This window comes from Streptomyces sp. NPDC002156, assembly GCF_053593675.1.
On record NZ_JBSFDA010000191.1, the window covers coordinates 1 to 19,067 of the forward strand.

Here is a 19,067-nt window from a genome sequence, read left to right on the forward strand (position 1 = left end):
TATATACCATACCCCAACAACCACCCACCCCCCCACCCCCGCCTTGCCTTTGTGGTGTTCTGGGGGGGGGGGGCCCGGGGGGGGGGCCGCGCCCCCCGCCCCCCACCCCCGCTACTCACTGCCCGTACGCGACCAGCAGGTTGGTGGCGGGAACCACCACGAGCCCGCCGCCCGCACCGAGACCGGTCAGCGGCTCGGACACGTTGTGCTCGTCGGGCTCGTTGATCGAAGCGCCGACGTCAGTGGACCAGACAGACTGACCAGTGGCGCCGTTGAGCGCCCACAACCGACCGCTTTGCGAGCCGACGTAGACGTAGCCGTTGACGACGATCGGCGCCGTGCTGATCTGGCCGTCGCCCTCGAACTTCCAGCGAGTGGCCAGAGTGCGGCTGTGCCGCTCCTGAAGGACACCGTCATCGACGAAGTAGCCCTGGCGGCCGTCGAAAGCCGGTGCCGGCGACCAGCCCGTGGCCTCGTAAGTGCCGCGGACCTTCCCGTCGGCGGCGTTGAGGACTGAGGGGATCATCCCGGCATCGTCGCGAACCCAGACACCGCCGTCGGCGAGAACAGGGGTCCGGCCTCCGCCGCCGGAGCAGTCCGTCTCGTGGTGCCAGATCGGGTTGCCCGACTTGGGGGCGAAGGCGTATGTCTGCTCGCAGGCGTATGAGACGTAAACTCCGTTGGCCGTGACGGCAGGCGAGCTGTTGTCCCCATTGGCGACAGGCTGGGTCCAGAGCATCGCACCGCTGGCAGCGTCCACCGCGTACAAGGTGCCGCCCGAGCCGGCGCCACCCGTGTACACCACGCCACCGGCGAAAGTGGGCGGCGAGGTGAAGGAATACTGCCCGGGCAGCGTGACGGTCCAGAGCTCCTTCCCGTTGGCCGGGTTGAATGCTGTCAGCACGCCGTCGTAGTTCTGGGCGTAAAGTCGACCGCCCCCGTAGGCGAGCGCGGACCACCAGTAGGTGCCACCGAGGTCCACGGGCGCCCAGGCGTTCTGGCCCGTGGCCGCGTCAATGGCGTAGAGGACGGTGCCGTACCCATTCGGCGAGGCAGCGGTGGCGAAGACACGGCCGCCGGCCACGATGGGGTAGGAGACGTTCCCGCCCAGGTCGCGGGACCACTTCTGGCTGAGCGGCGGCGCGCCTACAGCGGTATCGACGAGACTGCCATCGTGCCGAGCGTTGATCTGGTAGGTGGTCGAGACTCCGGTCTGCATCGGTTGCGCGCCGACCGGCGTCACGAGCCCGAGAACCGACAGCGCCACACCGAACAGGACGGCGATGGTTCTTCGAAGGTTCACTGAAATATCCCCCTTCGGCATCGCGGTGGCGATGCGCGCGGGCGGACCAGCCCCGGATGCGGTGGCCCGCTTTCACGTCTCATAGTCCTTCAAGGGCGTCCCAACCGCTGTCTATTTTCGAGTAGTTGGAGATCTCCACGATCACGTTCCATACCCGAATCAGGGCTCGTGGCGCTTTGTCGAGTTGGACGCCCCCGCACAAGGCGTTCGTCATCCTGACGGCACCCCGCTGACGATCGGCGGGCTCTGGCCCGGGAATTCCCCGGAACTGCTGGTCAGACCTGGGACGCGGGTGGCCCTCTTGTGTGCCTAGAAGAAGCCCAGCCTCTTCGGCGAGTACGACACCAACAAGTTCTTCGTCTGCTGGTGGTACAGAGCTTGCGAGCCCCTGAACTGCGGTGATGGTGTAGTAGGTGGCCAATGCGGCTCGGTTGGCCCGCGTCTGGTCCCAGAGTATGCGGGTCCACGAAAGGCCAGGTCAGAGGGTAGAGGATCGGTGGCGTCGATCCAGTCCGTGACATATTTGTGAGACGCGAAGGCAAGAGGGCACGGCTCGCGGGGCCGTGCTCTCGCCGTCTGTATCTCGTCTCGACGGCGGCTGATCACCCGTCGCAGACACCGGGAGTCTGGCGGAGCGGGTGCTCAAGAGGTGGGTCCGTAGGGGCTTCAGCCGTGCATGAACGGCTGGAGGTCCTCGGTGCGAGGCTCGGGGATTTCCGGTAGGAGTGGTGAACCGTTGAGCGGATTCAGGTGTGGCACGTGGCTCTCGGCCCACGCGATCCATGCCTCGGCTTAGGCGGCGGACACGGTACGCATCTGCGTATTCGGTCGTGGCCTGCCGCTTCGCGGCTTCCCATTGAGGCGCTCCTGGTGTGTTTCTTTCCTCTGCCTCACCCGGGACCAGCACCGGAGTGACCTGAGTGGTGATCAGCAACAGCTGCTTCCCGGATGCGTGAGCGATGCGTAAGGAAATCCGCAACAGAGGCTGCGGGCTGCGGATGCTGGACGACCGTCACAGGGTTGTCCGTGACGGTCGTGTCCGGTCAGAAGGCGGCGATGCCCTCCATGCCGGACTCGTCGAAGGCGGGCAGGCCCTCGGTCGTCGTGACCTTGGTGAGGGCGCCATTGGCCTCGACGCGGAAGCCGTCGACGGTGCCGGAGACGGCGTTCTGGACGTAGACGAACTTCTCGTCCTGCGTCACGGCGAGGTCGATCACGCCCTGCGATGTGGCGGAGGGTGGGGTGGCGATGCCCACCTCGTTGGTCAGGGAGAGCGTGCCGCGCTTGTCCATGCGGTACCCGGTGACGGTGGAGTTGCCGGTGTTGCCGCCGTAGAAGTAGTTGCCCGCGCGTTCCAGCCAGCACAGGGTCTCCTGGCCGTTGGCCAGCGGCTGCTGAAGGACCTTCAGTTTGCCGTCGTGCTTCACCTGGTACGTGGTGACCGTGGACTTCTCGGCCTCGGCGACCAGCATCCGCTTCCCGGTCCCGTCGAAGCTGATCGCGAACGGGACGCCGCCGGCCGACTTGTTGACGATGGGTTCGGCGACGGCTGGGAGGCCGTTCCGCTTCATCGGGAAGACCTCGACGGTGTTGTTGGACTTGGTGGTGACGACCAGGTTGCGGCCGTCCGGGGTGAACTCCACCTCGCCGGGCGAGCTGGAGAACAGAGGGATGTCCTCGTTGTCCAGGCCCAGGGAACGGTGAGACCCCTGTAGCGGCTTGAGCCCCTTGCCGGTGATCCTGAAGCCCTGGACGCTGCCCCCGCCGCCCGCGTTCATGACGTACGCGATCCTGCCGTGCACCGCGATGCTCGCCGGGAACTCTCCACCGGAGTCCACGACGCGCCTGTCCGTCACCTGCTGCCCTTCGACGCGGAGGGAAGTCACTGTGCCGCTGCCCGCGTTGACGGCCAGCAGCATGCCCGAAGCGTCGTCGTAGACGAGTGAGCCCTGGGAGGCGAGCGAGTCGGTGGGTGCGTCGACCTGGTCGCCGCCCTTGCCGCCGGTCTGGTAGGTCCCCGAGGGACTCAACTTGCCGTCGTCGCCCCGCGCGAACACATGGATGGTGTTGCCGTCCAGCTCGTTGCCCTGGACGAAGACGGCGTGGTCGGCCCCGACAGCGCTCTCGGAGTACTGACTGGCCGAAGCCACGGTCACGGCCACGGTGACCGCCGTCGCGGCGGCGAGGCCTCCGCCGCCGATCATGATGCGCCGTGTCCTGGACTTCGCCCGGTGACCGCCGGGGGTGCCGGCGGTCCGGCTCGTGCGGTCGTCGTCCCGGTGGCTGCTGTGCATGGTCACGTCCCGTTCCTCTGTTGTGTCTGCGCGGTGCCGTCCACGGTTGTGGACGGCACCACAGTGGGCCGTGGGAGCGATGCGCCGGTGAGGAATGGGGATCGCGTCAGACTCTCGTAAGAGTCCTGGTGACAGAGCGACAGGGCTTCCTGCGTACGGCAGGCGACGAACGGTCCGGCCAGAGGACGGCCAAGGTCTTACGGAACCCTTACGAGGCCGCATCGGGGGACCCTCACGCGCCTACGCTCGCAGGCGTGTTGACCATCCGAAGTATTGCTCTCGTCACGACCGCCCCCCTCGTGCTGGCTGCGGCGGGCCTCGCGCATCCGCACGGGCTGTCCAGGTCGACGGCCTCGGACTGGACGCAGTTGCACATCGCGCTGTTGCCGGTCTTTCCGCTGCTCACGGTCGGCCTCCTGGTCCCTCTCTGGCATCGGCCTCGACCCGGCCTCACGGGCTTCGTCACCGTGGTGGCCTGGGCGGGTGCCTTCGTCTACGCGGCCTTCTACACCGGGCTCGACGCGGTCGCGGGTATCGCGGCCGGGACCGCGGTCGAGCACGCCGGCGAGACAGCGAGCCTCGGGCCGGTCAAGAGCCCGCTCTATGACACGGGTGAGGCGCTCGGGCAGGCCGGCGCCTACGCCCTCATCGGCGCCATCGCGGCCACGGCGGTCGCGCTGCTCCCGAAGTACGGCGCCCGAATCCTGCCCGGAACGGTGGTGCTCCTCGCGGCAGGCTGGTCCTTCGTCGACAGCCACATCTTCTGGCCACGCGGCGTATGGACGATGCTCGGCTTCGCCCTGGGCTTCGCGCTGCTCGCCTGGGGGACCGGGAGGAGCGCCCCCACCGGCGAAGCCGGCATGCTTCCCGGCCGCCAAGCGGGCGATCATGGGACTGGATGATGAAGTGATCTGTCGGACGGGAGCGTGCCGGGCCCGGCACAGCCGGTCACCAGCCGGTCAGCAGCAGGTGATTGAGAAGCAGGGCGACCACGGCCTGCGCGGCGAGCCAGATGCGTGGTCCGGTCAGGAACGCACATGAGGTGAGCAGCCACATGGCGAACGGCAGCCAGATGCGCTCGGTCTCCGCCTTGCTCATCCCGGACAGATCGGCGATGAGCAGAGCGGAGAACGTCGCGGCGATGAGCAGGGCGAGGCGGAGGTCGGGGGAGGCGCCGATACCGTCCGACCGGGGCACGAGCCGTCGGCGGAGGGCAGGGACGACACGTAGGGGAGCGCTGTGGCGGTCGGGTGTCCGGACGGGCAGCACAGCGGCGGGGGAGGAACGTGCCCTGAGCCGTGCCGCAGCCCCAAGGAGCGCGGCGACGGCGCGCCGCAGGCCGGCCACTGTCGCCAGGCCCACGACCAGGACCGTGCAGGCGAGGTTGGCCCACACCCAGTAGCCGTAGGGCCGGATACCGCCGGCGCCCTGGTAGTAGCGCTCGACCAGGAGGTGGTACGCCTCCCACCAGTTGAAGCCCGCGAGGGTGAACGCGAGCGGGACGACGGTGACTCCGGCGAGGGCGTAGGGCAGGGGCCGGGTTCGGCGCGGGCCGCCGAGCAGCACGGTGGCGCCCGCGATGACGGCGAAGAGGGTGAGGCCGTAGGAGAGATAGCAGGTGAGACCGAAGAGGAGGCCGGAGGCGAAACCGGTGAGCCGGGGCCGGTGTCCGGTGACCGCGAGGGCGAGGAATGCGATGGTCCAGGCGGCGACCGCCGCGAAGTACCCGTCCGCGGACGTCCCCATCCACACCGCGGCCGGCGCCATCACCAGGAACGGTGCCGCCCGGCGCGCGAGGGCCTCGCCCGCGAGCGCCCGCACGGCGACCAGTACCGCCACGCATGCCGACGCGCCGACGGTGATGCAGAAGACACCGGCCCAGCCCCCACCGCCGAGTCCCATCCTGTCGAGCAGGACGAACGTGACCGTCGCCCCCGGAGGATGCCCCGCGACATGCGGGGGCCAGTGGTCGGGGGAGTGCAGCAGGATGTGATGGGTGAAGTCCCGCAGGGTCGCGGGGATGTTCTCGAAGCGGTCGATGACCTGCAGGTACTCGTACCTGGTCGTGAGCCGGACCGCGATCCCGCGTTGCCAGCCGTCGATCAGTGCCAGTGACCATGTCCAGGCCATCGCCGTGCCCCAGGCGGCGCCGAGCAGCGCGCGCCACGGCAGCCGGGCGGCCACTCGCGGGCCGTACGCCACGACGCCGACCGCGACGACGAGGGCCGCCGGGGTGCCGGGGCCGATGTGAGGACCCCAGTTGGCGTAGAGGGGAGGCCAGCCGACGCGCAGGGTGCCGTGCTGCCGCTGGATCACGGTGCCGACCAGCGCGGCCGTCACGACGAGCAGTGTGGCGGCCATGGTCGCGTACAGGTCTCGGAGAAGATCACGGGTCACGAGGGGAACGCTAGGCCGCGTGGACCGTGTCGAGGCCGCCGCACGTGCGGACGTCAGCGTTTCGTCATGTGTCGAAGGCCCCTTCCCGCAGCTGTATCGCCCTACGGTCGGCGCATGTCACGGTTGCCCGCCCCACCCACCTCGCCCACATCCCCCGGTTTCTGGCGCAGTCCGGTGCGCGGACCCTGGTTCACCTCCGTCCTCGGTGTCGTGCTGCTCGGCGGGATCACCGTGCTGTTCGTGACGGGACTGCTGTCGTACGCCGCCTACAATCCGGACCTCGCGCGGGTGAACGACAAGACCCCGGACAAGGGCCTTCTCGGCTTCTACCTCTTCGCCTGGCCGACGCGTCCGTACTGGCTGTACCGGCTCAACCAGGGCGTCCATGTCACGCTCGGAATCACGCTCGTGCCTGTCCTGCTGGCCAAGCTGTGGTCGGTGGTGCCGAAGCTGTTCGCGCTGCCGCCGGCCCGGTCGCTCGCGCACGCACTGGAGCGGGTCTCCCTGCTGCTTCTGGTCGGCGGCGTGCTGTTCGAGTTCGTGACGGGTGTGCTCAACGTCCAGTTGGACTACGTCTTCCCCGGCTCCTTCTATCCGCTGCACTTCTACGGCGCCTGGGTGTTCTTCGCCGCGTTCGTGGTGCACGTGGTGCTCCGGGCCCCCGCTGCCGTACGCAATGTGCGTCGAATGCGGGCGGGGAAAGGCTCTCACGAGGAGACGGGCTTTCCTCTGGTCTCCCCGCGGCCGGCCGAGCCCACCGTGTCCCGGCGCGGGGCGCTGTGGCTGGTCGGGGGTGGTTCGCTGCTGCTGTTCGGGACCACGGCGGGACAGAACTTCGACGGACCGCTCAGGCGGACCGCCCTCCTCGCGCCGCACGGGGGTGCCGATCCGGGCAGCGGCCCAGGCGGCTTCCAGATCAACAAGACGGCCGCGTCCCGGGGGATCAGCGCGCGGGAGACGAGCGAGGACGCGTGGCGGCTGGTCGTCACCGGGCCCTCCGGGACCCTCCGGCTGAGCCGCGCGGAACTGCTCGAACTGCCGCTGCACAGTTCGGCGTTGCCCATTGCCTGTGTGGAGGGGTGGTCCACCGGCGACCAGTGGTGGCGGGGCGTACGGCTGCGGGAACTCGCCGCGCTGGCCGGCTACGACGCGGACGAGGCCCCCGACGTCCTGGTGGAGTCCCTCCAGCGACGTGGCGCCTTCCGCGAGGCCGCCCTGCGGTCCAACCAGGTGCGTGACCCGCGTTCGCTGCTGGCCCTGGACGTCAACGGTGAGCCGCTGACCCCCGACCACGGCTACCCGGCCCGGATCATCGTGCCCGCGGCGCCCGGTGTGCTCAACACCAAGTGGGTGGCCCGGATGACGTTCGGAGACCTGTGATGCGCAGAGCGTTCCCTTCGCTGGGAAGTCCCCTACAGGTTCTGCTCCTGGCCTGCTCGTTCGCGCTCGCGGGGTACGCGGGCGTGCGTCTGCTGTCCGGGGACCGGCTCGGGGTGACGCTGTGGTTCGTGGGCGCGGCGGTGCTGCACGACCTGGTGTTCCTGCCGCTGTACGCGGCCGTGGACCGGGCGGTCACCGGTGTACTCGGTGCCGTCGGCCGCCGGGAGCAGACCCTGTACGTCCGGGTGCCGGCGGCCCTGTCCGGGCTCCTGCTGCTGGTGTGGTTCCCGCTCATCAGCGGTCGGGTCGCGGACAGCTACGAGTCGGCCACCGCCCTGTCCGCGGACGGCTTCCTCACCCGCTGGCTGCTGATCACCGCCGTACTGTTCGGTGGTTCCGCCCTGCTGCTGGTGCTGCGGCTGCGGAGGGAGACGAAGCAGCGGCCACCGGCCGACCACTGATCGACCGCTCGCCAGCCCAGAGGGCGGGCGTACCGCAGCAGCGCCTGGGTGCCGAGCCGGGCCCAGGGGAACGCGGCGCCGGTGGCGCCCCGTGCGTCGGTGCCGCGCACGATGTGGACATCTGCGCGTTCGTCCACGTCCACCGGGACCGTCTCGGCGATCAACAGGCCGCCAGACAGCAGTAGTTGGGCCAGTCTGTGGAGCAGGGCGCGTGGGTCGCCGCCGATGCCGAGGTTGTCGTCCAGGAGCAGGGCGGTGTTCCAGCGGCCCTCGCCCGGCAGGGGCTCGAAGACCGAGCGCGACAGGGCAGGCCCGCCGAGGCCCACGGTGTGGGCGACCGCGGCCTCGCTGACGTCGATGCCGAGCACGGTCCGGCCCCGGGCGGCAAGTTCCGTGACCAGTCTTCCCGGCCCGCACCCGACGTCGAGGACGGCACCCTCACACCGGTCCAGGACCTGCCGGTCCACGGCGTCGGCCCGCGTACACCACCGCTCCACGTCCAGCGGCAGCAGCCAGCCGTCGGCGCGGCGCAGGAAGAGTGGTCCGTGGCCGGCCCGGAGGGCGTCCGCGTAGGGGTCGGCGGACCAGCTGTGCTCGGAGGTGTCCCGCGCCACCACCTCCCGCGCTGTGCTCATCGGCGGCCGGCCGTCCGCAGCCGGGCGAGTTCCGCGGCGAAGCAGCCGTGCGGCGCCATGGCGGCGACCGCTTCGGCGTCGGCCGCTGTGTCCACGTCCCGCAGCCGCGGCAGATCGCGCACCCGCAGGCCCGCGGCGACCAGTCGGTCGCGCTGGACGGCGCCGGTGGACGGCGTCGACATCGGGACGCCGCGCAGCAACTCGGGGTCCGGTTCCGCCAGTCCAAGCGCCCAGAAGCCGCCGTCGTCGGCCGGACCGAAGCAGGCGTCGTACCCGTCGAAGTCACCGGTGAGCAGACCCGGGGTGACCTGCGGTGTGTCCATCCCGATCAGCAGGGCAGGGCCGTCGCAGTCGGCGAAGGCCGCTGCCAGCCTCTCGTCGAGGCCGCCCGCGCACTGCGGTACGACGTCGAAGCCGGGCGGCAGCCAGGGCCCGGCCGTCCCTTCGAGGACCAGGACCCGGCGCCGGGCGGGTGTCTCGGCCACCGTTCGCAGGGTGTCCGTGAGGGCCGCCTCGGCGAGCGCCGCGGCCTCCTCGGGCGTGAACGGCGGAGTGAGCCGGGTCTTCACCCGTCCCGGCCGGGGTTCCTTGGCGATGACGAGCAGGGTGGTCATCGGCGGATCCCCCTCCGAGCCTGGGACTGCGCGGTGGTCGCCTCGGGTACGACGGGTGCTTCGGCCAGAACGCGGCTCATGTCCCGTACGGCCTGCCAGGTGCCGCGCCATGTTCCGGTCACCTTCGAGGCACCGGAGCGCGGCAGGTACGGGACGTCGTGCTCGGTGACGTGCCAGCCCGCGTCGGCGGCGCGCACGACCATCTGCAGGGGGTAGCCGCTGCGCCGGTCGGTCAGGTCCAGGCCCAGCAGTGCCTCGCGGCGGGCGGCGCGCAGGGGACCGAGGTCGTGCAGGCGCAGCCCGGTGCGTCGGCGCAGCATCAGGGAGAGCGCGAGATTGCCGGCCCGGGCATGGACGGGCCAGGCACCCCGGCCCTGCGGCCGGCGCCGCCCGAGCACCAATTCAGCCTCCCCGCCCAGCACTTCGCGTACGAAGGGTACGAGCAGGGCCGGATCCAGCGTGGCGTCGCAGTCGCAGAAGCACACGATCTCGGCCGTCGCGGCAGTCAGCCCCGCATGGCAGGCGGCGCCGAAGCCGCGCCGGGCTTCGTGCACGACGGTCGCGCCGCGCTCTCGGGCGATGCCGGCCGAGCCGTCGGTGGAGCCGTTGTCCACGACGACGGCGCGCCAGCCGGGAGGGATGCGGTCGAGTACCCACGGCAGGGCCTCGGCCTCGTTCAGACAGGGGAGGACGACATCGACGTCCTCGGGTGCGGAAGAGGTCATCACGACTTTCACCCTACGAACGTGAACGGCGCATATCGGGCTTCGGCTCCTTACGAAACGCGGACGTCGGTGCCTGCGGACGGCTGGAGGGCGCCGCGCGAGAGCACGTGGTGCGAGGCTGGCCGTATGGAACAGCAGCCGTACGCGTCACCGGCGGATACCCCCGCCGGCCGAAGGACCGTGGGTGCCCGCGTCCTCGTGGTCGACGACGACCCCACGGTCGCGGAGGTCGTCTCGGGCTACCTCGATCGCGCCGGGTACCTCGTGGACCGGGCCGGGGACGGGCCGAGCGCCCTGGCCGGCGCCGCCGCCCACTGGCCCGACCTGGTGGTTCTCGACCTGATGCTGCCCGGCATGGACGGCCTGGAGGTGTGCCGCCGGATGCGTGCACGCGGCCCCGTCCCGGTCATCATGCTCACCGCCCGCGGTGACGAGGACGACCGCATCATGGGCCTGGAGGTGGGCGCGGACGACTACGTCACCAAGCCGTTCAGCCCTCGCGAGCTGGTGCTGCGAGTGGAGTCCGTACTGCGCCGCACGACACCCCTCGCGGGCACGCGGTCTTTCGGTGCGGCCGGGCTCACCGTCGACCCGGCCGCGCGCCGCGCTGCCAAGAACGGCGCCGAACTCGCCCTCACCCTCCGGGAGTTCGACCTCCTGGCGTTCTTCCTCCGCCATCCGGGACGGGCGTACAGCCGTGAGGACCTGATGCGGGAGGTGTGGGGCTGGGACTTCGGCGACCTCTCGACCGTCACTGTCCACGTCCGCCGGCTGCGCAACAAGGTCGAGGACGATCCCGCCCGGCCCCGGCTGGTCCAGACGGTGTGGGGCGTCGGTTACCGCTTCGATCCCGAAGGCCGTCTCGGCTCTTCCGGCCAGGGCGAGGAGTGATCATGGGTGACACCCTCCTCATCGCCCTGTACGCCCTCCTCGGCGCCGGTGCGGCCGGGCTGCTCGGCGCGGGAACCCTGTGGCTGCTGCGCCGCCGCTCCCTGACCACCTCTCTCACCGTCGTGGCCTCGGTCGCCGTGACCGCGATGCTCGCGGGCACGCTGGCCGTGGCGCAGGCGATGTTCCTGTCCGCGCACGACCTTTCGGTGGTGACGACGGTGGTCGCGATGGCGGCCGTCGTCTCCCTGGCCACCGCGCTGGTGCTGGGCCGCTGGGTGGTCGCCCGCAGCCGCGAACTCACCCTCGCCGCCCGCTCCTTCGGCGACGGCGGCGACTTCACCGCACCCCACGGTCCGGTCACCGCCGAACTCGCCGCGCTCAGCCGCGAACTGGAGGCCACCAGCGCGAAGCTGGCCGATTCCCGCGAGCGCGAACGCGCCCTCGAGTCCTCCCGCCGGGAACTCGTCGCCTGGATCTCGCACGACCTGCGCACCCCGCTCGCGGGACTGCGCGCGATGTCCGAGGCGCTGGAGGACGGCGTCGCCACCGACCCCGGACGCTACCTGCGCCAGATCCGCACCGAGGTCGAACGCCTCAACGACATGGTCGGCGACCTCTTCGAACTCTCCCGCATCCACGCCGGCAGTCTGGCCCTGTCGCTCTGCCGGATGTCCGTCTACGACCTGGTCGGAGATGCCCTCGCCGGGGTGTATCCACTGGCCCACGAGCACGGGGTGCGACTCGTCGGGGACCGCGTCGAGCCGCTGCCGGTGGAGGTGGACGGCAAGGAGATGAGCCGCGTCCTGGGAAACCTACTGGTCAACGCGATCCGGCGCACCCCCATGGACGGCACGGTCATGGTGGCCGCCGAACGTTCGCCGGACGGCGTGATGCTGTCCGTCTCGGACAGTTGCGGCGGCATCCCCGAGGAGGACCTGTCCCGTGTGTTCGACACCGGCTGGCGCGGCACCCACGCCCGCACGCCTCCGGCGGGCGCCGGGCTCGGTCTCGCCATCGTGCGCGGCATCGTGGAGGCCCATCAGGGCCGCGCCACGGTCCGCAACATCCCCGGCGGCTGCCGCTTCGAGGTGGTGCTGCCCGCTGCCGCTTCCTGAAACGGGCAGCACCACCGGTCCAAGGGCGCTACGCGCCACTCATCCCGGCCCGCGCGAACTCCCGCATGCCCTGCACGAAGCCGACCTCCGGCCTCCACCCCAGCTCCACCCGCAGCCGGGACGAGTCCGCCGTGATGTGCCGCACGTCCCCCAGCCGGTACTCGCCGGTCACGACCGGCTCGGGCCCGCCATACGCGGCGGCCAACGCCCGCGCCATCTCCCCGACGGTGTGCGGCTCACCGCTGCCCGTGTTGTACGTGGTGAGCGCGCCGGAGGCCGCATCCGCCTCCAGCGCCGTCGCGTTGGCCGCCGCGACATCCCGTACGTGCACGAAGTCCCGCCGCTGCCTGCCGTCCTCGTACACACGCGGGGCCTCACCCCGGCCGAGCGCCGACCGGAAGAAGGAGGCGACCCCGGCGTAGGGGGTGTCCCGCGGCATCCGCGGCCCGTACACGTTGTGGTAGCGCAACGAGACCGCCGAGCCGCCCGTCGACCGCGCCCACGCGGCGGCCAGATGCTCCTGGGCGAGCTTGGTGGTGGCGTACACGTTACGAGGGTCCACCGGCACGTCCTCGGAGACCAGCCCCGGCGACAACTCTTCCGCGCACACCGGACACCGGGGCTCGAAACGCCCGGCCGTCAGGTCGGTGACGGCCCGGGGCCCCGGCCGCACCACCCCGTGCCGCGCGCACGTGTAGCGCCCTTCCCCGTAGACCACCATCGACCCGGCCAGCACCAACCGCCGCACGCCCTTCTCTGCCATGGCCGTGAGCAGTACGGCGGTGCCGAGGTCGTTGCGGGAGACGTACTCCGCCGCGTCGGCGAACCCGGTGCCCAGTCCGACCATGGCCGCCTGATGGCACACGGCGTCCATACCGGACAGGGCACGGGCCACAGCCTCTTGATTCCGCACGTCCGCGTCCGGGTCGTCACACACGTCGAACACGACAGGCTCGTGCCCGCGCGCCTGAAGGGCCTCGACGACATGGGACCCGATGAACCCGGCACCGCCGGTGACCAGTACACGCATGCGGCCACGGTAGGGCGGATCACCCGTCGTGATCCCGGGCCGCGCCCGCCACGTCACGACTCCGTAAGACAACGCGCTGCCGTCCGCACGGACGCTCCTGGCAGGGGTGCCCGAGCCGCCGGGACGTCGGCGTGGCACCTGCCGCTACCCGGGCGGCAGAATCGCCGAGTAGCGCGGCCCTCGTCGATCCACGCGCCGAGGACGTCATCCCCCGCGAGAGCGGTCCTGGCGACGAGGATCCAGCCGCGCCCGCTCGGGTGGGAACGGGCGCCGATTGCACGGGAGCCCGCCTCGCGGGGCTGATCGCGTCCGACCCCGACGGCGCTGCGGACACGCCGCTGGGCGGCTGGGCGTTCCGGTACGGCCGTGAAGCCGTTGCCGGAGACAAGTTCCGACCGGGCCGCACTCAGGGCCGAGGGCCTGATCGACGGGTACCGGCTGCTGACCTCCCCTACCGTCCTCGGCATGGGCGACCGGCTCTTCTCCGCCAGCGGCCCTCACTTGGAGTTGGAGTGCCTGTCGGCGGAACAGGTCGGCGCCGCCGTCCTCACCCGCCACCGCAAGGCCGCCCGATGACCGCCCGCTTCATTACCCTGTAGGGGCGCCCGCCGATCCCGCAGCATTCGACCGGGCGAAACACGAGCCCTTCCAATCGAAGGTGGTTCGCCCTGCCGGCCACATACGAGCGGGCGACAGAAGACCGAGGACATATTGCGCGCCCACGACCAGTCGGGACGACTTCGGGGGCGACGGCGGTCGCCGTGCATATCTGCGCTTTCCCCAGTCAGGGCTGTGGGGCGCAGCCCATCTCCGCGGTGAAGACCACGGGGTCGCTGTCGAACCCGCGGAGCATCTCGTGAAACTCCCAGGCTCCGGAAGCGTCCCGGGTGAACTCGGCGACCGTCAACGCGGTGGATCCGGAGACGTGCGCGAAGTCGTCCTTCAGAAGCTCCTTGTACCCGTCGATCACCAGCACTCCGGCGTTCGACAGGTCGCCGAATGTCTTGGGGCCGCTGTTCTGGTGGATCGCCACGCCTACGACCACCCGTGCGAAGGAGTTAGCGAGGCGATCGAGCTCCAGGGTCATCGCTTCGACGTAGCCGAAGCCCTGACCGGTCTGGCTGTGCCGGCTCATGTTGATGGTGCCGTCCGGTGAGCGGCTGTCGAAGTGGACGACGTACACAGGCCGCCCGTAGGGGGCATTCGCCGAGTAGGTCGTGGCGATGATGTCGAGATGGTGAGGCGGCTGATTCCAGGGACTCGGATCCCACTTGAGCCGTACCTCGGCTTTCCTTACTCCCTGGCTGTCACTGCTCACCGGATTGCTGCCTCTCCCATGCCGAGCCACCACGGGACGGTCCCCCGCAAGGGCAAGTATGGCTCTCGGTCAACCTGTTGAAGCTTTCCTCAGCAGGTGAACCGCACCGGGATCGGTGGAGGGGGGTGCCGTTCAGCGGCGTTCTGGGCATGACTGCCGTCGGGGCGGCGGCAGTGCGTTGTGGGACGGCGCGGTTGTTGCAGCTCCGGATGGGGGCGGTCGATGACGGTTGAGGAGCTCGTGGCGGCAGTTGTCGCTTTGGCGATCGTGTCTGTGAAGAGGCTGGGCGTTGGTCTGGCGGATCGCGCGGTGGAGGGTGTGGAGCAGTCGGTGGCCGACCGGCTGGGGCGGCTGTACCAGTGGATCGTCGGACGGCTGCCTGGTGAGGAGGGAGCGGCCCTGGTCGAGGAGGCGGACCGTTCTTCTGCTGCACAGGTTCAGCTGAGACGGCGGCTGGTACTGGCTCTGGGTGAGGATCCTGCGGGCGTTGAGGAATTGCGGATGCTGTTGTCGCCGCAGGCGCTGGCTCTTCTTTCGGAATCGTCGGGTATTCCGCGTCAGTTGCCGCCGGCACTGGCGGATTTCACTGGGCGCGGCCAGGAGGTGGCGCGGCTGGTGGAGGCTGTTGAGCGTCCTGGCGGGTGCAGGGTGTGTCTGGTGCACGGGCCGGGCGGGATCGGCAAGACATCTGTCGTGGTGCAGGCTTCTCACCAGCTGATGCAGTTTTTCCCCGACGGTCAGCTCTTCGTCGACCTGAACGGGGCGGAGGAACGTCCTGTTGCCGTGGGCGAGGTCCTGGGCGACTTCCTAGCTGCTCTGGGAACACCGCGCGGGAGAATCCCCGACGATGTTGCCGGGCGGACACGGCAGTTCCGTACGGAGTTGGCCGACCGGCGTGTCCTGATCATCCTGGACAACGCGGCCAGTGAACAGCAGGTAAGTGCGCTGATACCGGGTGGGTCTTCGTGCGTTGTCCTGATCACCAGCCGCCAGGTCCTTGCCACGCTGCCCGTGGATGAGCGCGTCGCTTTGCCGGGGTTGGACGAGGGCGCCGCTTGGGATCTGTTGAGACGGATCAGCGGCCCGGACCGGGTGGACGAGGACCCTGAAGCAGGCCGCGATGTGGTCGGTCTGTGCAGCGGTCTCCCGCTGGCCCTTCGTATCGCGGGAGCGCGGCTGGCCACCTTTCCCGCGCGTACCTTGGGCTCGTTCGCCCGCGATCTGGCCGACGACCACCGGCGGCTGGATGTGCTGAGCCTGGGCGAGCGCAGCGTACGGGCGGTCTTCCGCGCCGGTTATGAGGCGCTCCCGTCGTTGCAGCGGCGTGCGTTCCGGCTGTTGTCGGCCCTGGACGCACCCGACCTGCCGACGTGGACGCTGTCGCCATTACTGGACGTAGACGCCGATGCGGCTGACGCGTGCCTGGAGGAGCTTCTGCTGGCTCATCTCGTGCAGGCTCGCCGCGGCGAGACAGGCGGCCAGCGCATCGTGCTGCATGATCTCACGCGCGGCTTCTCCAAAGAGATGGCGGCCGAGCAGCCGGCGGACGAGGCCGACAGCGCCGTGCGGCGTCTGCTCGGTGCCTTCCTCAGCGCGGCCGACGCAGCCGACGCGCGGCTACGGCCGGCAGGTGCCCGGCACAGCCGCCGTGACGGGGTAGTCCGTCGTTCCCCGCCGGAGGACGCCGTGGCAGGCGACGTGTGGGAGGCCGTTCACTGGTTCGAAGCCGAGCGTGCCGTTCTGGTGGCAGCTGTCGCCCACGCTCACGCTCGCGGGTGGTGGGAGCTGTGCTGGGAGATCACCGACGCGATGAGTATCGCTCTTGAGCATCAATGGCGCTGGGACATCAGTCGTCAGGTCCACGGGCTGGCTTTGGATGCGGCCGACCGTCTGGGGGATGGCCAGGCCCGTGCCGCACTGCTGCGCAATCTCGGCGAAGCCTTGCGCGACGGCGGTGATGACCTGGACGGGGCCGCAGAGTGCTTCAGCGAAGCGGTCGCTCTCTTCCGCAGCTCAGGCGACGCACACGGCGAAAGCGACGCCCTGGGCAACCTGGGAATCCTGCAGCGCCAGCAAGGCGCACTGCGGGAAGCCGAGCGAACGCTCACCGCGGCCGAGCTGCGCTTCCGGGCCCTGCCACTGGAGCGCGGGCTGGCCTGGACTCTGCGGGAAAGGGCGGTGATCAGCCGGCACCACGCTCGATACACCCAAGCACACGCCCAACTCGACGAAGCCCAGGCCCTGTTCGCCGCCAACGAGGAAATCCGTGGCATCGGCTGGATCCTGCGCACCCGCGCCGATACCGAGAAGGAGAGCACGACGGGCGGCTGCCCGCTCCCTCACCGCTGGTTTGGAGGCCCTTGGCCCGGACACCACGCGACGAGTCGTCCTGTACAGGATCCGCGATGGGCCGCGGCCCGCACCCACTACGAGGACGCTGCCCAGGTCCTGCACGCCGTCCGGGACCACCGCGGGCACACCTGGGTCACTTTGGGGCTGGCAGACATGACCCTCTATGAAGGCGACCACACCGCCGCAGAACTGATCAGGCGTGCGCTCCAGGAGACCGACGCCTGCGGCGACCAACGAGGCCACAGCAGGGCATTGACCCTCCAAGCTCTGCTGCTCGCCGAGGCAAACCGCCTCAGCGACGCCATCACGCTGGCAGAACAGACCCTCGCCACTTTCCGCGACCACACCGGCGCCGCTCAGGCCAGCTTCCGCCTGGCCCGCCTCTACGGCGCCGCCGGCCGGCAGCAAGACGTCCTCCGCACACTGCAGCAGTCCCGCACCCATCACCACGCCGCCGACATACCTTTTCCCACCCTTGCCGACCCCGAACTCGCCAAGAGCCTCACACGCCTCGTGCCCCGTGCCCGGCGCTTCCGCCGGCATCAGTGAGTTGAATACACAGATCCGCGAGGCCTTGAGGAAGCCAGCTCACACGTAGCCGGCAAGACCGCTCCCGTATCCGGAGACCTGTCCGGGGCAGCTTGGCGCGGTCCCGACCTGAGAAGCCGTATCTCAACCGATCTTGGAACGTGCAGATCGAACAGGGTTCCTGGTCGGGTGATCTTCCCGTTGTACGCGCATGAGGGCAGGGCCTCTCGGTAGTCATCCCGGGCCCTGTCGGTCCCGCCCCGTGGCCGGGAAAATCGGGGCTGGTGCCCGTCCGGAGGACGTCGATCGAGCTTGGTGCCGAACATTGAGCCCGTTTGGTAGTCGGACGCTGGGGCCGAGCGCAGGAGTCCAGTGGTGTTGCCGCGAGCACGCAAGAGAGCTTCTTTGAATCCTGTGGCCCCTGATGGGCGGGCACCGCTACTGGTGCATGTCAGGAAGGGCGAGGCGGGACATGGATGTGATCGAGGAGCGGTGCGGGGGCGCCGACTTGAGCAAGACAGATGTCAAGGTGTGCATCCGTGTGCCGGGCACCGGCAAGCGCGCCCGTTATGAGGTCCGTACGTTCTCCACGATGAACGACGGCCTGCTGGAGTTGCGGGACTGGCTGGTGGAGAACAGGATCGCCCGGATCGGCATGGAGGCGACGGCGTCGTACTGGAAGCCCCTGTTCTACCTGCTCGAGGCCGCTGAGGGGATCGAACCGTGGCTGCTCAACGCCCGGCACATCAAGACCGTTCCCGGCCGCAAGACCGACGTGAAGGACTGCCAGTGGATCTGCAAGCTGGTCGAACACGGCCTGGTCCGCCCCTCCTTCGTTCCCCCGCGTGACATCCGGCAGCTGCGGGACCTGACCCGGTATCGCACCGAGACCGTCCGGGACCGGGCCCGCGAGGTGAACCGTCTTGCGATGTTCCTGGAGGACACCGGGATCAAGCTGTCCTCGGTCGTCACCGACATCACCGGCCGCTCGGCGCGGGCCATGCTGGAAGGCTTGGTGGCGGGCGAACGGGACCCGCAGGTGCTGGCATCCCTCGCCCTGGGCAGTCTGCAGGGCAAGGTCCCCTTGCTCACCCGCGCCCTGACCGGTGACTTCAACGGGCACCACGCGTTCATGGTCGCTTCGATGCTGCGGGCCATCGACGAGGCCGACAACCGGATCTCCCGCCTGAGCGAAGAGATCAACCGCCAGCTGCAGCCCCTGCGGAAGCAGGTCGACCTGCTGATCACCATTCCCGGGATCAGCCTGACTCTGGCCCAGGTCCTGATCGCCGAGATCGGCGTCAACATGAGCCGGTTCGCCACCGCCGGACACCTCGCCTCCTGGGCCGGCGTGTGTCCAGGCAACAAGGAATCAGCCGGCAAACGGCTGTCCGGACGCACCCGCCACGGCGACACCTGGCTCAAGACCGCCCTGTTCATAGTCGGCGCCAGCGCCGCCCACAGCAAGACGACCTACCTGGGCGCGCAATTTCGGCGGCTGGTCCCGCACCGAGGCGCCAAGCGCGCGACCCTCGCCGTCGGACACTCCATCCTCGTCGCCGCCTGGCACATCCTCCACGACCTTGTGCCCTACCGCGATCTCGGCCCTGATTACTTCACTAACCGCCTCGGCAAGGAACGTCAGACCCGACGCCTGATCGCCCAACTCGCGGCCCTCGGCATGGACGTCACCATCGCCTCACGCGAACAGACCGCGTGAACCGCGCCAACGCGTATCACTGCAGGTGATTTTCAAGAGAGCTCGGGGATGCGAATCTGACCGAGCGATGCCGGGAGGCCCTGTTGTCGTTGTTGTACGCGCCAGCGCCCACCGAGTTCAACTCGTCCGTCGTGTCGTGCGATTGCCTCGCGTACGTGTACGGCAACGCGGCCGACCATCCGGACCGGGAACGCCGGTATCCCTCGGACTGGGCTTGATGCGCTTTGACGGACATCCGAGATCAGGGGGCTCTGCCCCGGGAGGATGTCCATCATGGAGAGCATGGGGAAGAAGAAGCCTCGGC

Annotated in this window: 15 protein-coding genes; 7 read left to right on the top strand and 8 right to left on the bottom strand. The window is 69.7% G+C overall.

Annotation, left to right across the window (positions count from 1 at the left end; genetic code table 11):
* Window positions 1-115: 115 nt before the first annotated feature.
* Complete coding sequence (locus tag ACWCRB_RS42655) at window positions 116-1,324, bottom strand: outer membrane protein assembly factor BamB family protein (RefSeq protein WP_451001217.1); 1,209 nt, start codon at window positions 1,322-1,324, stop codon at window positions 116-118.
* A 1,022-nt stretch (window positions 1,325-2,346) separates the two neighbouring features.
* Window positions 2,347-3,597: a lactonase family protein gene (locus ACWCRB_RS42660; protein WP_451001230.1), complete on the bottom strand. Its 1,251-nt coding sequence runs from the start codon at window positions 3,595-3,597 to the stop codon at window positions 2,347-2,349.
* 254 nt (window positions 3,598-3,851) lie between these two features.
* Here ACWCRB_RS42660 and ACWCRB_RS42665 point away from each other — a divergent pair, with 254 nt between their 5' ends.
* A complete protein-coding gene (locus tag ACWCRB_RS42665; RefSeq protein WP_451001218.1) occupies window positions 3,852-4,499 on the top strand; it encodes a hypothetical protein in 648 nt (215 codons plus the stop codon).
* Window positions 4,500-4,545: 46 nt separating this feature from the next.
* On the opposite strand, the gene ACWCRB_RS42670 is transcribed toward ACWCRB_RS42665, so the two are convergent.
* Window positions 4,546-5,958, bottom strand: coding sequence for a hypothetical protein (locus ACWCRB_RS42670; protein ID WP_451001231.1), 1,413 nt, complete (start codon window positions 5,956-5,958; stop codon window positions 4,546-4,548).
* Between the two features lie 150 nt (window positions 5,959-6,108).
* On the opposite strand from ACWCRB_RS42670, the gene ACWCRB_RS42675 reads away from it, so the two are divergent.
* A complete protein-coding gene (locus ACWCRB_RS42675) occupies window positions 6,109-7,374 on the top strand; it encodes a molybdopterin-dependent oxidoreductase (RefSeq protein WP_451001219.1) in 1,266 nt (421 codons plus the stop codon).
* A 316-nt stretch (window positions 7,375-7,690) separates the two neighbouring features.
* Here the strand turns inward: ACWCRB_RS42675 and ACWCRB_RS42680 are convergent, their stop codons facing one another.
* Genes ACWCRB_RS42680 through ACWCRB_RS42690 form a run of 3 tightly spaced genes read right to left on the bottom strand, consistent with a single transcriptional unit; the run spans window position 7,691 to window position 9,809 of the window.
* Window positions 7,691-8,470 carry a class I SAM-dependent methyltransferase gene (locus tag ACWCRB_RS42680; RefSeq protein ID WP_451001220.1) on the bottom strand — a complete coding sequence of 260 codons (780 nt, stop codon included), beginning with the start codon at window positions 8,468-8,470 and terminating at the stop codon, window positions 7,691-7,693.
* Window positions 8,467-9,084 carry a TIGR04282 family arsenosugar biosynthesis glycosyltransferase gene (locus ACWCRB_RS42685; RefSeq protein ID WP_451001221.1) on the bottom strand — a complete coding sequence of 206 codons (618 nt, stop codon included), beginning with the start codon at window positions 9,082-9,084 and terminating at the stop codon, window positions 8,467-8,469. Before ACWCRB_RS42685 ends, ACWCRB_RS42680 begins: the two co-directional genes overlap by 4 nt.
* Window positions 9,081-9,809, bottom strand: a complete 729-nt coding sequence (locus tag ACWCRB_RS42690) for a glycosyltransferase family 2 protein (RefSeq protein ID WP_451001222.1) — start codon at window positions 9,807-9,809, stop codon at window positions 9,081-9,083. Before ACWCRB_RS42690 ends, ACWCRB_RS42685 begins: the two co-directional genes overlap by 4 nt.
* Before the next feature lie 126 nt (window positions 9,810-9,935).
* Here ACWCRB_RS42690 and ACWCRB_RS42695 point away from each other — a divergent pair, with 126 nt between their 5' ends.
* Both ACWCRB_RS42695 and ACWCRB_RS42700 read left to right on the top strand, forming a co-directional pair.
* A complete protein-coding gene (locus ACWCRB_RS42695; protein ID WP_451001223.1) occupies window positions 9,936-10,700 on the top strand; it encodes a response regulator transcription factor in 765 nt (254 codons plus the stop codon).
* Between the two features lie 2 nt (window positions 10,701-10,702).
* Entirely contained in the window at window positions 10,703-11,815 is a 1,113-nt protein-coding gene (locus ACWCRB_RS42700) for a sensor histidine kinase (protein WP_451001224.1), read from the top strand.
* Between the two features lie 28 nt (window positions 11,816-11,843).
* Here the strand turns inward: ACWCRB_RS42700 and ACWCRB_RS42705 are convergent, their stop codons facing one another.
* A complete protein-coding gene (locus tag ACWCRB_RS42705) occupies window positions 11,844-12,845 on the bottom strand; it encodes an NAD-dependent epimerase/dehydratase family protein (RefSeq protein WP_451001225.1) in 1,002 nt (333 codons plus the stop codon).
* A gap of 366 nt (window positions 12,846-13,211) precedes the next feature.
* Between ACWCRB_RS42705 and ACWCRB_RS42710 the strand changes: the two genes are divergently transcribed.
* On the top strand, window positions 13,212-13,421 hold the full coding sequence (locus tag ACWCRB_RS42710) for a dihydrofolate reductase family protein (protein ID WP_451001226.1): 210 nt from the start codon (window positions 13,212-13,214) through the stop codon (window positions 13,419-13,421).
* A 208-nt stretch (window positions 13,422-13,629) separates the two neighbouring features.
* On the opposite strand, the gene ACWCRB_RS42715 is transcribed toward ACWCRB_RS42710, so the two are convergent.
* Window positions 13,630-14,163: a TerD family protein gene (locus ACWCRB_RS42715; RefSeq protein ID WP_451001227.1), complete on the bottom strand. Its 534-nt coding sequence runs from the start codon at window positions 14,161-14,163 to the stop codon at window positions 13,630-13,632.
* Window positions 14,164-14,385: 222 nt separating this feature from the next.
* Between ACWCRB_RS42715 and ACWCRB_RS42720 the strand changes: the two genes are divergently transcribed.
* Window positions 14,386-17,064 carry an NB-ARC domain-containing protein gene (locus tag ACWCRB_RS42720; protein ID WP_451001228.1) on the top strand — a complete coding sequence of 893 codons (2,679 nt, stop codon included), beginning with the start codon at window positions 14,386-14,388 and terminating at the stop codon, window positions 17,062-17,064.
* 451 nt (window positions 17,065-17,515) lie between these two features.
* Window positions 17,516-18,763 (top strand): IS110 family transposase, encoded by a 1,248-nt coding sequence (locus tag ACWCRB_RS42725; protein ID WP_451001229.1) that lies wholly within the window; start codon window positions 17,516-17,518, stop codon window positions 18,761-18,763.
* Window positions 18,764-19,067 lie beyond the last annotated feature (304 nt).